We start from the raw sequence: 15,986 nt of genomic DNA on the forward strand, positions 1-15,986 counted from the left end.
CCGGTCACTCTTTGAAGGCGTCCGGTCACTCTTTGAAGGCGTATTGTCGCGATTTTCTTTGTTTTTTTTCACGAGATGCGGATTCASTAAAACGACTTCAAAATGGCGTTCTGTGAGCCACCGAGATAGGTTAAGCCAGTAGTGTCCGGTTGGCTCCATCCCGACGCTGGCTGCACTCAAACTATGGGTGGTTTGCAGCTTTTGAATCCATAGCGAAAGATGGTGAAATCCTTCCTCGTCATTAGAAAAGGATAGGTAGTCTCCGATGATGATGCCACGGAAATTTACAGCGCGCGCAACATACATCTGCTGGGCGATGTCGATCCCGATAACTAAATGCTGAGCAGTAATTTTTTCAATGAGTTGATTTTGTCTCGCTTGCGATTAAACTTCATAGTAGAGCGTCCTCCTGGATGATGGAGTTTTTAGGGCTATGACCCGTTGCGTACTTCCATCGTACCGAGGTGCTCGTTTTTATGCAAAGCGGGAATTTAACGCTCTACAGGAATGCTAACGGGGAATGATAGTTCCACCCCTGAAGGGCTGCTATATGGCAGCCCTTCGCTACGCTAACAGGCAGGTTAGTTTTAATACCTTCACGAATACCTTATTACGAGGCTACTAAAAAAGTGGTTATATGATAGGATTTAAGACAGACTTAATGACAGGGGAAAATCGAGTGGAAAAATATTACTAGACGCTTCAAACTAATAAAGACTGGAATCAATTTAGGAAACAGGACTTCTGTATACGGATGATTACCACCTGATATTATCTTGCACGGAAAGTCAGGCGACATAAACTACCGGATGATATGCTTCTTAAGAAAGGAGGGATTGCCGTGGATTGGCTAGAGCGAATGAATCGAGCTGTCAGCTATATCGAAGACAACTTAGAACAAGATATTGATTACGACCAAATCGCTAAAATCGCCTTATGTTCAGTTTACCAATTTCAACGCATGTTTTCATTTGTACTTGATGTCCCATTGTCCGAATATATCAGGCGCAGAAGGCTGACGCTTGCTGCATTTGATTTAAAGAACAGAAAAAACACTGTGACGGATATTGCCTTGAAGTACAGATATGAAACACCTGAATCATTCTCACGAGCATTTCAAAATCTACATGGAATGACGCCTACATTAGCGCGAAATGCTGAAAGTGAGTTAAGAGCCTTTCCTCGCATCTCCTTTCAAATCATATTAAAGGGAGTTGTTGGAATGAATTATCGGATTGAAAAACGGGATGCTTTTCAAGTTTATGGGCTGGAGGATATCTACCATTACGACACTATTGCGAATGAGGAGGGCATATCGATCCCCGATGTTTGGCAAACCATCAGCAGTAATGGTGAGTTGGATCGTTTATCCCAGTCGGTTAGCGGGGATTGGAGAGACGAAGGCAGTTTCAGCAAGGAACTTGGAGCTGTCTTTTCATTCGATTCCTATAAATTCACAACCAATACGACGTTCCCTTATCTGATTGGGTGTTACAAAGCGGTCGATAGCAGGGTGAATGGATATACAGTTGTTGATGTTCCACCATCCACGTGGGCAGTATTTTCAACTTTACATGATGGGAATGGCAGCGGCAAGTATGATTTGCGGTCTTTGAAGAATCGGATATTTTCGGAATGGCTGCAAACATCAACATTTACGATTTTAGATGGCGGCAACTTCGAGATGTATGGTACAAGCGTAGATGGCTACGAATATTGTGAACTATGGTATAGGGTCGAGGGATAGAATGGGAAAACACGGCAGCCGACATGACCGGTCACTGCATTTTCTTAACTCGAAGATCGCACAAGGATCATTTCAGCATGGTTCATTAAACTAACGGGAAACGATAGTTGAAGACTAAAAGGGCTGCCACGTGGCAGCCCTTCGTAGTTACGCTAACGGGCAGGATAATGGAATATGTGGTACTTAAATTAAACACCACAAAGGAGTGTGTTATGTCGCATAATTTGGGGCTGAAAATTGATTCTGGAAATCGCTTTGAAAAATTCGTTAAGAAGATAATAGAAACCCAGCTTGTGTGGGATTTGAAATCCGAGGACGGTTGGTGTGTATCACCTTCGAACGAATTTGAAGAAACAGATGTAATGCCTTTCTGGTCGGAACGAGCCTTAGCAAAACAATGTGCAATTGAAGAGTGGGTACATTACAGTCCACAGACGATACCGCTTGATGATTTTGCGAATACTTGGATTCCTGGGCTTGATAACGATAATTTATTGATTGGTACGAATTGGAACGCACATCTTTTAGGAAAAGAAATAGAAGCGTTAGAATTATTGGCATGCCTGGTTCAGAAAGAACTTTGAATCATTTCGCTAACGGAGAACATTAGTTCAGTGAGCTATGCAGCAGTACTATATTTCTAACACGAGAATGCACTGAGAAAAAATTCTGTATATAAAGGGGGGCGATCCCCCTCGCCTCCACCATGTAAATCCACAACCGCAAGAGGTTGTGGATTTTTGCTGTTTGTAGAGAAACGAAGAGTAAGCTGTCCCTGACGAATGTGGAGATACAGGCCACGACTTTTATGGGATTGAACTAAGAAGTGTTTATTCAAGGTATTGGTAAACAATTTCCCGGAATGAATATCACACACGATAAGTTTTATGTGATGAAGCTGTTGATGAAGTTCAGGTCCATTTTTTTCTAATGAGGATTAGATCGGCGATACTATTTTCAAAGTCTCAATCCATTCTTATTCCAATATTCCCAGATTGCTCCCCCTGTTGCATTCGCTGAAAGGCTTGAAGGGTGTCTTGTAAAGGATACACACTATCAATGATAGGACGTATCGAGTGGAGTTCCATAAATTGAAGCATAGCAATAAACTCTTCACTGCTTCCCATTGAGGTGCCGATGATACTGATTTGTGGGTAAAATATGGATCGTACTGCTATTTCCATTCGATCTCCTGAGCTTGCTCCAAACGTAACGATACGGCCATTTGGCTTAATGATATCAAAGTACTGTTGGAACGTCGCTGGCCCGATACTGTCAAGAATGAGATCTACTGTTTCTCCCTTCATACTTTCCTTCCAATCACTATGACTGTCAAAGGCATGATCTGCTCCATGTGCAAGAGCAGCTTGCCTTTTTGTTTCACTGCGTGATGTGACACTGACTCGTGCACCCGCCGCTGAAGCCATAAGCATGGCATAAGTCGCCACACCGCCACCAATACCTGGAATAAGGATATGTTCACCTTGCTGTAAGCGACCTCTGGTGAATAAAGCCCGATAGGCCGTCAAGGCAGACAAGGGCAACACCCCAGCTTCTTCCCAAGACAAGTAAGCTGGTTTGCTGACGGCATTTTGTGCAGGGATGATGATAAACTCGGCGAATGTACCATCCGAAGGACCGCCCACTATTGCTGGAACGGTCGGGACATTTTGGGTGATTTCCCATCCGATACACGGATTAATGATTACATCGGTACCTACTATAAGGTTTGTTACGCCTTCACCTACTGCTTCAATTCTACCCGCGCCGTCAGAACCTATAATTAGGGGAGCATCCTTATTTGTTCGATCCGCCATGAGAAATAAGTCTCGATGATTCAACCCAGCAGCTTTCAGCCTTACTTTTACTTCGCCGAAGCCCGGCTGTTTGTCAATAACGTCTTCATATGTTAAGCCCTTCGAGCCGTTCATCCCAGCGTGTACGATTGCTTTCATCCTAACTCCTCCATAAATTCGTATTTCGATGAATCTATTTTGAATTGTACAGAGAGGGAATCATACAGTAAAATGAACAAAACCGAATGTGAGTATCATAAATGATCATACCAAGCAGGTGACATAGAAATGGAAAGCGGAGATTTAAGAATATTTCAAGCTGTAGCTCGAGAGGGGAGCATAACCAAGGCTGCGCAAATGTTGAACTATGTACAGTCTAATGTGACGACCAGAATTCAGTATCTTGAGGCTCAGTTGAAAATCCCCCTTTTTCGGCGATCCAATCGAGGGATGGCGCTAACTCCGGCTGGCGAGAATTTGCTGGGTTATGCGGATAAAATACTGATTTTGATGGATGAGGCTGTGAAATCCACACAATACTCGGACCAACCTGCAGGGCCTCTTCGAATAGGTTCCATTGAAACGACTGCGGTCATTCATCTGACTCCTCTATTGGCCGAATATCAATCACGATATCCGGATGTTAATTTATCGCTCACTACGGGTGTGACACATGCTCTCTTACAAAAGGTGTTGGATTACGAGCTTGATGGAGCGTTCGTCTATGGTCCTGTTGACGCTCCAGATATAAAACATGTCGCGGCATTTGAAGAGGAGTTGGTACTGATCTCTGAGCCGGGAAAAAGCGACATGAATGAGTTGCTCACGAAACCGATGTTGTTCTTTGACGTTGGATGTACGCATCGGGCAAAAGCGGAGAGTTTTCTGAGAGGAACTGGTCTGACCACATATCAGATTATGGAATTTGGTACATTAGCAGTTATTCTAGATGGGGTTTCTTCTGGGCTCGGTGTGTCTATGCTACCACGATCATCGATTGCCAAGGCGGAAGAGAAGAGTATAATCGTTTCCCATCGCTTGCCTGAAGAGTACCGAGATTTGCATGTATGGTTTGTGCATAGACATGACTCCATTTACTCAAGCGCGTTGACAAGGTTAATACAATTAGTTAAAGCTAAGCTATAATAGTTAACCTGTAACGATCGATAGGGTCGAGTGTTAGTGCTAGACCATGTCATTAAACAATCTAAGCAACACGCGAAGGCGAATTGTGGATTTGCTCATCTACGGTTCGCCTCCACCAATACCATGAAGAAACCCGACCTCGTGAGGTCGGGTTTTTTGATTTTTTAGTCACGTTAAGAGCACGTCTTTTATTAAACTAACCGGTAGAATAACTCAATGGGGCCGCAGTCGCAATAAAGGACAGAAATGCTAGATTAACGACACCAATGGCCATCAAGTGGGAGACCTTGTACTGCGTCATCTGTCCCGGTTATAGTCCGGTTCAGTTGGCGTTTTCGATTTTGTCGTGTGGTTCGCCGGAGATGAATTCATCGTACTGGCATGTGATTGTTCCGAGGCTAGCAGTCTCATCACGATCCTGCTTCGGCTTGAATCGGATGTAGAAAGATGCTATGCCGAATACGTAAAAAAAGTCGACCATCTCGTGGTCGACCTCTAATTATTTTATTGCGCGGTCAGAATTTGTGGACCTTCAGCCGTGATGGCAATCGTATGCTCGTATTGGGCGGCGAGCTTGCGGTCCAGCGTACGTGCGGTCCAGTTGTCCGAATCGATTGTCATGTGGTAGGTGCCTTCGGTGATCATTGGCTCGATCGTGAACACCATGCCTTCCTTGATTCGGAGGCCTTTGCCGGGCTTGCCGACATGCATATAGTTCGGCTCCTCGTGCAGATCCCGGCCAATGCCATGCGCGAGAAGGTCGCGCACGACGCCGAAGCCGTTCGATTCGGCATGCCGCTGGATGGCGCTCGTCACGTCGCCGAGCCGATTGCCGGGCTGCGCCTGCGAGATGCCGATGTCAAGGCATTCCTTCGTGACACGCATCAGCTTCTCGGCCGTCGGCGATATGTTCCCGACTGCATAGCTCCAGGCTGAATCGCCGAGCCAGCCGTCGAGCTCTGCGACCGTGTCGATCGTCACGATATCGCCCTCCTCAAGAGGCTTATCGTTTGGGAAGCCATGCGCGATCACGTCGTTGACAGATGCACAGGTCGCATATTGATAGCCCTTGTAGCCCTTTGTGTAGGGCTTGGCGCCATGCTTCAAGATAATGTCCTCGAAGATGCGCTCAATCTCGTTCGTGGTGATTCCCGGTTTGATGAGCGAGGCGATCGTGCGATGGCATTCGGCCACCACTTGGCATGCCTTGCGGATGGCCTCGATTTCATGTTTGCTTTTTAAAATGACCATGTTCGTATCAGGACTCCTTCGTAATAGCTTGCATCGCGAGCTTGGCGATTCGATCGACGTCCAGCTCGGAAGTGCCCGCATAGTAGTGCAGCCCACAGCAGCCGACCAGCACGGCAAGCATATGGTCGACGCTGTCGTCTTCGCGCTGGGCGATCGATTGGAGCGGAACATACAGCCGTTCCATGAATCGTCTCTTTGTGGGGTGCTGATCCTTCGCAGGTAAACCTGTATAATGTTCCGCCGCCATTTTGTAGACAAGATATGCGCGGGCGTCCGACTGCCACAGCCGGAGCAGTGCCTTGCAATAAGTCAACAGCTGCCTATTATCCGGGCTGTCGACACAGGTGTTTGCCCATTCTGTCAGGGCTTGCTCGCATCGCTCGAAGCCGCTGTCCAACACATCTTCTATTAATAAATGCCGGTTGGGGTAATAATGGTATACCGTGCCGTAACCGAGCTCGGCTTCGCGGGCGACGTCGCGAATATCAAAGCTGCCACCCGTGTGGAAGTAGGTGCGCGCGGCGGCGTCCAGGATCTGTTCCTTGCGCTGCATGCGGATGAGCTCATTTTGTTCTTTGGTACGAGGGCACATAGGTGCGTGAACCTCCTTTCATAGACCTGCAAATTTGTCGATATAAATATAGTAACGCAATGGGCACTTATCCGCAACATTTTTATATTCATAACGTCCATGTACTTATAGTTAAAACATTCGAGTTTTTTAATTTTTTAGTCATGTTAAGGGCACGTCTTTTATTAAAATAATGGGAAGGTTAGTGCAACAAAGGAGATTTACAAGCCGTATACTTAGTGTGTCAGCGAAATGAGATTAAGAGGAAAGAATGAAATATTTCACTAAAGAGTTGTACGAAGAAATGAAGATAAGAGGATATATGGAGTATTGTACAAGGATAAGGTGTGATGCGGATGACTGATTTTGCAATGATTAAAAAGCTGTTTCATATTACGAAACGAAATGGGTTTAGTCATGGCGAGATACAAACGATTAAAAATAATTTTGGTGAATTGCCTCAGGTGTTAATTGACTATTATTTGGAACTCGGTAAAGACGAGCGGCTGAATCATACGCAAGATCATTTGATCAAACCCGAGCAACTTCAATACTTTAAACATAGCGAATATTTAATTTTTTATTGCGAGAATCAACGTGTCTGTGTTTGGGGAATCCATAAGAACGATTTATTCAAGTCCAATCCCCCTGTTTATATGAGTTACGATGAAAAGGTATGGGAAAAGGATTTTGAAACATTGACCGATTTTTTTCATACGATGGCCTATTTGCAAAGCGTATTCGCTCTTGAATATGGCTGTGAATCGTTCTATTCTATTGAACAAACCGACTTGGATTTTATTCGTGAACATTTTAATAATAAAGGTATTTCCTTTCGGCATTGGATTGGCATCGAATTTTATGGGAATTACAATGACAGCATAATAACAGTGTTGAAGAATAACGATAGTTTTGATTTAATCTATGCTTCAAGCGATAAAGAACATTTTGATGAAATGGATCGGGTTCTCTCAAAACTGGGAGTAGAAAAATAATTTGTTGGGATTGTGATGAGGATATGGTTAAAGCAGTGGATTAAACCTCCTAAAACGAAAAAAGTAATCATTTTAGGAGGTTATAATAAATGAAATTCAATCCGATTGTCATTGATAACTGGAGTAGAAAACCCTATTTTGAGCATTATTTAAACAAAGTCAGATGCACTTTTAGCATGACGGCAAATATCGATATTTCCCGGCTGCTGAAAGAACTTAAGAGTCGGGGGATAAAGCTGTATCCAGCACTAATCCACATGATAACTACGGTGGTAAACCGCCACGATGAATTTCGCACATGTTTTCATGCAGATGGGACATTAGGTTATTGGGATAGTGTATCTCCTAGTTTTACAATTTTCCATGATGATGAAAAGACCTTTTCAAGCATATGGACTTTATACAGTGAAGATTTTAATGATTTCTACAGTCGTTATCTTGATGATATGAAAAAGTACGGAAGTGTTAAACAATTTGCCGCTAAAACAAACGAACCACCGGGCACTTTCCCCATTTCCAGCATTCCTTCGGTTAGCTTCACTGGATTTAACCTGAACATCTATAATGAGGGAATCTATTTACTACCCATCTTCACGATGGGGAAATATTTTCAGTATGACGAAAAAATACTGTTGCCATTATCAGGGCAATTCCACCATGCCGTTTGTGACGGTTACCATGCCGGGATGCTGTATAATGAGCTACAATTCCGTGCRGATGCTTGCACGGAATGGTTGCCAAACTATACCGCATTCAGATAACGGGTAACTATAGCTTATTTTTTCACTTGCAAGTGGTGGTGGAAATATTCTGTATAAGAGGTATCCATTCCCCTCTCCTCCACCATGTAAACCCCGACCGCAAGAGGTCGGGGTTTTTGCTATCTTAGATATGCTATCGACTGTTCTAAGCTTGATTGGTTTATATAAGTTGATTACAAGGACTCTAATGCGAGTGAATGAATAATTTCCTCTTGGGTAAAAGGTTTTTTCCTACCCAATTGTCTGATCTTTACCATAAAGGGGTTTTTAGGATTTTTCATATGGTAAAAGCCAGGTATACGCATGACTCTTGATAGATTTGTTATCATGGGATCAGAACTGAATTTTTTGGCCAATGCTTTTTGTATAGGAACGAATTTGTTTACGGATCCGCTTTGAAGGACCCAATAGATGTGATATCCGTTTTTCGTTTCGATTATCATCGAATCTTTAATTTGACTCCTGAATTTTTTTATAAACGCATTCTTCAATTTTGCTACTCTCTGTTTTTTTCGCAGTGCCAATAAATGATATTGACCTTGCTTATTTCTTTTAACTGTAATAGATTGAAGCAGTTCTGCAGGGTCGGATTGAATGGATTTAATCATCTGCTTGACTTGTTCTTTTGTGTCTAAATGTACTGATATCTTGTTTAGATCTACATCGATGAACTGTGCTCTGACTTTTTTGAAATCACTAGCCCTTGTTTCTCGGTAATTGATCTCCATAAATACGGCATAGCCTCTTTTATTTTGGCTGAGTACATGTATGAGTTTATTTCTCTTGGAAAAGAGTGTAATTTGAGGAGTAAGCCTTTCAAGTAGATTTAGAGGTTTATGGAGTGTCATCGCTGGGTGATTAGATGAAGAACTGAATCTCTTGTTTTTGTTTTTAGCGTCATGAACTAAAATAAAATGGAGTTGTTCGTTCTGCTTGCAGCCTAGTTTTTTAATGAAATGGCGTGTGTGACTGGAGAACCTTTTCGAAATTCTGGAATATCTCATTGAACCACATCTCCTTTAAAGCATGCGTTACATTTTCGGTTCTTTTCTAAACAATCATATTCTGGCAAGAGTACACAAGTGTAAGTGGCAGTACCCATTTTTCAACATTAGATATGCTAATAAAATTGTCTGGGGCGTTTGCTCGAGTGACATCAGAACTGTGACTACCCCCTTAGAAGCCTATGTGGCGTGATTTTCGGACAGGGGTTCAAATCCCCTCGCTTCCACCAAACCATGAACAAAGAGCGCCGTGTTAGGCAATGTCATTAAGTTAATCTTAAAGACAAGACTGGGAATAAAACGGAAATCGAAACGGCATGGGGAAAAGCCCTATGCCGTTTGTTTTTCTTGGTGCTGGCAAGGAAAAAAATCGTACTGTAAACAAAACGGATGAAATATCCGCTTAGTAAATGTTCATGTGAACCGAATTATGCTGTTTTGTAGACGAAGCTAACAGCTGATTTATTGCAGACTTTGCGTGTATTCTTCTGCCCTTGGCGAATGGGTCGAATCGTCAAAATGTCAGGCATGAAATCCATTACCGTTCATTTCTATATAAAGCGATGTGATCTTGCCGGTAGACTTTTGAATATTATGTTAGAATTAATGGAAAAATAGAATACAAATCATCCAAGGAGGTAGTGACTATTATTGCTTCCCTATTAGTCGGAATTGTAGCGCTTGAGCACATCTATATTCTCATACTAGAAATGTTTCTATGGACGACCCCGCGCGGGATGAAAACGTTCGGCACGACGAAGGAAGAGGCAGCAGTCACAAAATCACTTGCCGCTAACCAAGGACTATACAATGGCTTTCTGGCGGCCGGGATTATCTGGGGTTTGGTGCATCCCAATGCTCAAACAGGCGAGTCTATTGTAATCTTCTTCTTGATTTGCGTTCTAATTGCGGCATTGTACGGAGGAGCGACAGCGAAACGTTCTATTTGGTTGGTCCAAGGCCTACCTGCTTTGATTGCATTGATTAGCGTACTTCTATAATGCCAGATGAATGAGTCGGTTCGTGACTAGCTGGCATATGGGGCCGATCCGTGGACATCAGACAGAGCATGTCGCTTGTTCTAGCAGCGAGGGAAGGTCTAGCGTAGCCACCGTTATTATCGTCTGGCAATAGCTTTCATCCGGCAGAAGCGGCAGTCTTCTCGAGGGATGGGGGGGCTCGCTTCAACCCATGCTTTTTCCGAAGTTGGGTTTCTTTTTTTCGTTTTGAGACACGGTTTGAAGAGAGGTTAAAGGGATATTTCCTAAATTGCCCTAATAGCGAAACTCGTGAAGTTGTTTGGCATCCGTGAAGCATTGCTCAATCGTTACTTACCGATTTTTGTATAGTCGGTTACCGGATTTACTAGGATCCGAGGTGTAGTACCAGCAGCCTTTCCGGTCAGTTTTGCGGTAGTGAAGCTCTTGTTTTTGTGGACTTTGTCGCTATTTACTGATTTTGAGAACGGAATGGTGTTAAGCCCGCTGATCTGCATTTTACCAATATGAATGGCATGCTCGACCAAGTACTCGCTTTGACCGGCACATTAAAATCGTTGCGGTAATCGTAACCGACTACAGCGAGCCAAAAGCCCACTAAGTAAAATTTACCTAGTGGGCTTTTTAGGGTTCGAATTTTTAATAATAAAAAATAGTGTTTTATGCAATTTTTTGCTGCGGCAATATATGTTTTTACAACTTCATCTGCTAACATAAGAGAAACATAACGAGAGAGTACATAAAGCACGGGGGCTAACATCTATGAGCTACAATTTATATTTATCAGCATTGCTGATGGCGGCTACCTGCTGCTCGCTAATGCTGTGTTATCTCTCTTGGAAAAGAAAAGAGCTGCCTATTGCGATTAGTTATGGACTAGGCATGTTGACGGGTTCATTGTACACTTTCGGATATGCTTTTGAAATTGTTAGCACCGATTTAGAGCATATACGCTTCTGGCTTCGAATTGAATATCTAGGCATCCCATTCGGCACTATTCTATGGATTATAATGGTGCTGCAATATACGGGAAGGCAAGCGCTCGTTCGAAAATGGGTAGTAGCGCTGCTGATGATTGTTCCTTCCATTACCTTTGTAGCTCATTATACGAACGATTGGCATCATTTATTTTATAAAAGCATGACTTTGAATTACTCAGAGGGCTTTCCGCTGGTAACGACGGAGAAAGGACCTTTATACAAGCTGCATGTCTACTATTCGTATTCCTTCTTTGTAGTAGGCATGGGATTAATGGTTGAAATGTTTCTAAAAGCGACATCTCGCATGAAGAAACAAATCGCTTTTATGATCATTGGATCATGGGGGCCTTTTGGATTTACGCTTATTTATTTAAGCAATGTCATTTATATGCCAATTGATATCTCTCCATTTGGTTTTATTTTCTCAGGAATCTTCTACATGTGGGGGATTTATCAATTTAACATGCTTAGACTAGCGCCCTTAGCCCTGCAAAAGGTGTTTGCATCCATGCAGGATGCGGTAATTATATTTGATTTGGAAAATACGCTAACTAGCTTTAACCAATCCAGCAAGCAGGTTATTAAAGGGATAAATAATAAGTGGATCGGTTTGCCGGCTGCGCAAGTCTTTTTGCAATATCCATTGCTGTTGGAGAAAATCATGCAAGGGCCTTCTTTGAACAGCAAGGTTCAAATTTCGGGTCGAGCGGATGAACCCTATTATAATGTGCATATGTCCTTGATTAGTGATAAGAACCAGAAGCCTGCCGGCAAAATGTTTTTGTTAAGCGATGTTACGGAAATGGTGCGTTCAGAGGAGCGGCTGCTTGATAATGCCCGTCAGCTAAGCGAGCTAAACATGTTCAAGGATCGAATGTTTAACGTAGTCGCTCATGATATTCGTGATCCGCTGGCGGTGCTCATCAATTTGATGGAGCTCATGGAGGACGAGCTGCAAGGCTACGGCGGAGAGCATGAGGAAATCGTCCATGAAATGGGACAGCAAATTGAAAATACTTTTGCACTGGTAGAGAGCTTGCTGGAATGGTTCCGAAGCCAACGCGAAGGCATGGTATTTAACCCAGTGGAGAGAGACATAAACCATACCGTACAGGTCTGCATCCGGTTATTGGCGGTTCGCTGCGAGAGTAAAAAAATCCAATTGATATCGGAAATACCGAAGGATACGTTTGTGCTAGCCGACAAAGAAATGCTGGATTTGATCGTCCGAAATTTATTGTCCAATGCCGTTAAATTTACCAACATCGGCGGCACGATCCGGTTAAAAGCAGAACATCAAGCCGATAAACTAATTATTTCTGTAAGTGATTCTGGAGACGGCATATCGCCACAACAGGCCAGCTCACTGCTACTAGAAGGTTATCCGGTGTCATCAACAGGAACAGCAGGAGAACGGGGCGTCGGTTTGGGACTTACGTTATGCAGGGAATTTGTTCGTTTAAATGGTGGAGACATTTGGTTCGATAGTTCTGAGCAAGGAAGTACCTTCTACTTCTCCGTTCCTACGCCATCTGCACATGCATTCAGACGAAGCAGCTTGGAGGCGAGCGCAGGTTGAAGGTTATCCTTATTGATGACGAGAAGGCGATGCATTTAATTATGAAACGGATGCTTGCAAAGACATCTGTGGAAGTGGAAATTACAGGCAGCTTCACGGAGACAGAAACAGCATTTTCTTACCTGATGAATCATGATGTAGACTTGGTGTTTCTGGATATAAGCATGCCGAGGGAAACTGGGCTCGAGCTTGCCGAACGATTAAGAGAGGTCGGAAGAGAGATAAAGATCGTGTTCCTGACCTCCCACAAAGAATATGCTTTGCCTGCCTTTGATGTTTATGCCTTCGACTACATCGTAAAGCCGGTTGTGCTGGAAAGACTTAAAAAAACGCTGCAAAGAGCGTTTGCTGAGTTGCGTAAAGAGCACTTGCGACAAGGGGAGTGGGCGGCGCCTTTAAATGAGACGAGGTTTAACTGCTTAGGTGTTATAGATATTCAAAGCACGCAGGGTATAAGGGCGAAATGGAAATCAAGCAAAAGCGCGGAACTGTTTGGCTATTTGCTTATGCATAAAGGAAGGCTGATATCCAGAGCAAGACTGATCGAAGAGCTGTTTGGCGACATGCCGCAAAAGAATGCTGAGGTTTACTTGAATACGACCGTCTATCAGCTGCGGAAGGTATTAGATCCATTTGGCCTGAGAGAGAATTTGCATTCTGACAGCAACCACTACGCCCTTAGTCTGAGTGAGGTGAGTGTAGACCTTGTAAGCTTTGAAGAAGGCTGTAGAAAAATGTCAGTCGTGGATGAGACGAATCTGGAAGAGGCGATTGCACTAGAGCAGTTGTACGCAGGGGACTTATTTGGGGATCACGCTTTTGCATGGGCTTGGAACGAGATTGAGCGTCTTTCGTTGCTGTACACCTCCTTTACCCAGCGATTATGCATGGCTTTGTTAAATAAAAGCGAGACGAATGCTGCTATTAGGTTGTTAATGAAGCTCGTGTCGCGCAATGAACTAGACGAACAATCCTTTTTGCTGCTTATGAAAGCTTTGGCTTTGCAAGAGAACAAGGAAGCGTTGACCCGGCAATATAGGCAATACGAAGACACGCTGCATAGAGAGATCGGTATAAAACCCTCCCGCGAGGTTGCTGATTTATATTTCAGTCTGCTGTCCGAGCTGGATAAATAAGAATGAGTAGATATGAAAGGCTCCTAAAATAATAGGGGCTTTTTTTGCTTTTGTCGAAGTTTGTCATTTTGCCGTCATTGGGCTTGGATATAATGGATCTAACTATAGAGATGAGGAGATAAGTTAACATGAAACGATTTTCAATACGCAATTTATTTTTAGTTTCGGTTTTAATTCTGAGTCTGTTAAGCGGATGTGTGATCAAAACAAACCAAGTCACCATTAATTTTAACTCGGAAAGGTTAAGTGAGGCAGAGTATGCATACATCAGATATTCGAATGGCGATGTCGTTCAGGCACCCAACCTATTGCCGAACCAAAACAGCGTTACTGTTCCTACGAATAGCACGCAACCCATTGTAGGTGGATACGTAAGCGACGGTGTGGTGAGCTGGGTTCCAAACATGAGTTATGGCTTTGGAGGTTATGTTACTGTTAGTGATATTTCGGCAAGTAAACCCAAGCTTCCCGTAGGTTATGTCAAGTTAAATAATTCACCAGTAGTTGTTCAGAGTCAACCTGAGTATATAAGCGTAACCTTTGCTGTTTATGATACCGATGGCAAGCCTGTGGATGATCGTACGGAAATTTTTGCACATTCCGCAGATACAGCTTTAACCTTCAATAACATAGACCCAAGCGACAAGAGTAATGGTGAGAATTATAAGAGGACGAATACGGTAGACGAGGGTTACTCTTGGTACACCGTTAACGGATTGGTCACTTTCCAAATTAAATCGGGCATTAGTGAAATTTATAATGCACCTCTTTCTTTATATTCAGGTTCTCAATTCATAACGAATGATCCTTTTCACAAAAAATCTACACCTGTGGCAGCAATCAATGTAGGCAGCGTAGGGGATGCATCTTCCTTACTTATTGGCAATACTTTAGCTATGCGTGCGGATATATTGCCGGTAGACGCCTCTTACAAAAAAGTAAAATGGTCAGTTGAGAACGGAACAGGCTCAGCGACAATCAGCACTAGCGGTGTATTGACGGGTATTTCGGCAGGTACGGTTACCGTTAAAGCTACGGCTATTGACGGCAACACCGTTTATGGAACAAAAACGATTAAAATTCATGGACCTGTCATACCTGTTCAAAACATATCCGTAACAGCGGAAGATGAGGTTTCTTCAATCGAATCAGGCAAGACACTTCAAATGTATGCTGTTGTAGCCCCAAGCGATGCAACATACCGAGAGGTTGCTTGGTCTGTTATTGATGGGACGGGTACAGCTGTTATTGACGAAGAAACGGGAGAGCTTACTGCAGGCAATCCAGGTACAGTAACTGTCCAAGCAACGGCTACCGATGAAAGCGAAGTTGTTGGCAGTACGATTCTTACGATTACGGCAGCCCAAGTCCCTGTATCCTCAATTACGTTAACAGGKGATTCCAGCGTGCTGGTTGGYCAGACGTTAACSGTTGACGCGACCGTTGCTCCTGCAAATGCAACGGAAAAATCAATCGAGTGGTCTGTTGAAAACGGAACAGGCAYAGCAACAATCAGCAAAAGCGGAGTATTGACGGGTGTTTCAGCAGGTACAGTTACCGTTAAAGCAACGGCTGCTGACGGCAGTGCCGTATTTGGAACCAAAACGATTGAAATTAATGAGCCTGCCATCCCTGTTCAAGTGATTTCCGTAACGGCGGATGGTGAAGTTACTACAATCGAATCAGGTAAGAAGCTGCAAATGAATGCTGTGGCTGCTCCTAGCAACGCAACAAACAAAGCGGTCGCTTGGTCCGTAATAGATGGAACAGGTACGGCTGTTATTGATAAAACAACGGGTGAGCTTACTGCCGGCAATCCAGGYACAGTAACGGTCCAAGCAACAGCTGCCGATGAAAGCGGAGTTGTAGGCAGCACGATTCTTACGATTACGGTAGTCCAAGTCCCTGTTGCTTCGATTACGTTAACAGGTGATTCCAGCGTGCTGGTTGGTCAGACGTTAACCGTTGACGCGACCGTTGCTCCTRCWAATGCRACGGAMAAATCAATCGAGTGGTCTGTTG

At 43.7% G+C, this 15,986-nt stretch carries 14 protein-coding genes and 1 pseudogene; 10 read left to right on the forward strand and 5 right to left on the reverse strand.

Annotation, left to right across the window (positions count from 1 at the left end):
• Window positions 1–360: IS110 family transposase (locus tag AB4Z50_RS35325; protein ID WP_441887115.1), on the reverse strand; the 360-nt coding region annotated here is incomplete at its 3' end.
• 481 nt (window positions 361–841) lie between these two features.
• Here AB4Z50_RS35325 and AB4Z50_RS35330 point away from each other — a divergent pair.
• Together AB4Z50_RS35330 and AB4Z50_RS35335 are read left to right on the forward strand one after the other, a co-directional pair.
• Window positions 842–1,747 carry an AraC family transcriptional regulator gene (locus AB4Z50_RS35330; protein WP_441887091.1) on the forward strand — a complete coding sequence of 302 codons (906 nt, stop codon included), beginning with the start codon at window positions 842–844 and terminating at the stop codon, window positions 1,745–1,747.
• Between the two features lie 212 nt (window positions 1,748–1,959).
• Window positions 1,960–2,331, forward strand: coding sequence for a DUF2750 domain-containing protein (locus AB4Z50_RS35335; RefSeq protein WP_441887093.1), 372 nt, complete (start codon window positions 1,960–1,962; stop codon window positions 2,329–2,331).
• 381 nt (window positions 2,332–2,712) lie between these two features.
• On the opposite strand, the gene AB4Z50_RS35340 is transcribed toward AB4Z50_RS35335, so the two are convergent.
• Window positions 2,713–3,702, reverse strand: a complete 990-nt coding sequence (locus tag AB4Z50_RS35340; protein WP_441887095.1) for a zinc-binding dehydrogenase — start codon at window positions 3,700–3,702, stop codon at window positions 2,713–2,715.
• Window positions 3,703–3,831: 129 nt separating this feature from the next.
• Here AB4Z50_RS35340 and AB4Z50_RS35345 point away from each other — a divergent pair, with 129 nt between their 5' ends.
• Window positions 3,832–4,689 (forward strand): LysR family transcriptional regulator, encoded by an 858-nt coding sequence (locus tag AB4Z50_RS35345; RefSeq protein ID WP_441887097.1) that lies wholly within the window; start codon window positions 3,832–3,834, stop codon window positions 4,687–4,689.
• Between the two features lie 504 nt (window positions 4,690–5,193).
• On the opposite strand, the gene map is transcribed toward AB4Z50_RS35345, so the two are convergent.
• Window positions 5,194–5,940 (reverse strand): type I methionyl aminopeptidase, encoded by a 747-nt coding sequence (map, locus tag AB4Z50_RS35350; RefSeq protein ID WP_441887099.1) that lies wholly within the window; start codon window positions 5,938–5,940, stop codon window positions 5,194–5,196.
• Between the two features lie 7 nt (window positions 5,941–5,947).
• Window positions 5,948–6,532, reverse strand: a complete 585-nt coding sequence (locus AB4Z50_RS35355) for a TetR/AcrR family transcriptional regulator (protein WP_441887101.1) — start codon at window positions 6,530–6,532, stop codon at window positions 5,948–5,950.
• Window positions 6,533–6,882: 350 nt separating this feature from the next.
• On the opposite strand from AB4Z50_RS35355, the gene AB4Z50_RS35360 reads away from it, so the two are divergent.
• Window positions 6,883–7,506: a hypothetical protein gene (locus AB4Z50_RS35360; protein ID WP_441887103.1), complete on the forward strand. Its 624-nt coding sequence runs from the start codon at window positions 6,883–6,885 to the stop codon at window positions 7,504–7,506.
• A gap of 89 nt (window positions 7,507–7,595) precedes the next feature.
• Complete coding sequence (gene catA, locus AB4Z50_RS35365; RefSeq protein ID WP_441887105.1) at window positions 7,596–8,267, forward strand: type A chloramphenicol O-acetyltransferase; 672 nt, start codon at window positions 7,596–7,598, stop codon at window positions 8,265–8,267.
• 173 nt (window positions 8,268–8,440) lie between these two features.
• On the opposite strand, the gene AB4Z50_RS35370 is transcribed toward catA, so the two are convergent.
• A complete protein-coding gene (locus AB4Z50_RS35370) occupies window positions 8,441–9,271 on the reverse strand; it encodes a DNA-primase RepB domain-containing protein (RefSeq protein ID WP_441887107.1) in 831 nt (276 codons plus the stop codon).
• Between the two features lie 641 nt (window positions 9,272–9,912).
• On the opposite strand from AB4Z50_RS35370, the gene AB4Z50_RS35375 reads away from it, so the two are divergent.
• The 5 genes and pseudogenes from AB4Z50_RS35375 to AB4Z50_RS35395 all read left to right on the forward strand — a co-directional run.
• A complete protein-coding gene (locus tag AB4Z50_RS35375; protein WP_076270727.1) occupies window positions 9,913–10,272 on the forward strand; it encodes a DUF1304 domain-containing protein in 360 nt (119 codons plus the stop codon).
• A 438-nt stretch (window positions 10,273–10,710) separates the two neighbouring features.
• Window positions 10,711–10,835 (forward strand): annotated as a pseudogene (locus AB4Z50_RS35380) (NADPH-dependent oxidoreductase); the annotation flags it as partial.
• Window positions 10,836–11,031: 196 nt separating this feature from the next.
• The gene (locus AB4Z50_RS35385; RefSeq protein WP_441887109.1) at window positions 11,032–12,828 is read left to right on the forward strand and encodes a histidine kinase N-terminal 7TM domain-containing protein; all 1,797 of its coding nucleotides are present in this window, start codon (window positions 11,032–11,034) and stop codon (window positions 12,826–12,828) included.
• The gene (locus AB4Z50_RS35390; protein WP_441887111.1) at window positions 12,825–13,964 is read left to right on the forward strand and encodes a response regulator; all 1,140 of its coding nucleotides are present in this window, start codon (window positions 12,825–12,827) and stop codon (window positions 13,962–13,964) included. The genes AB4Z50_RS35385 and AB4Z50_RS35390 overlap by 4 nt, the downstream gene beginning before the upstream one ends.
• Before the next feature lie 128 nt (window positions 13,965–14,092).
• The coding region (locus AB4Z50_RS35395; RefSeq protein ID WP_441887113.1) for an Ig-like domain-containing protein at window positions 14,093–15,986 on the forward strand (1,894 nt) is incomplete at its 3' end.

It is taken from the genome of Paenibacillus sp. 2TAB26, assembly GCF_052115145.1.
Taxonomy (GTDB): domain Bacteria; phylum Bacillota; class Bacilli; order Paenibacillales; family Paenibacillaceae; genus Pristimantibacillus.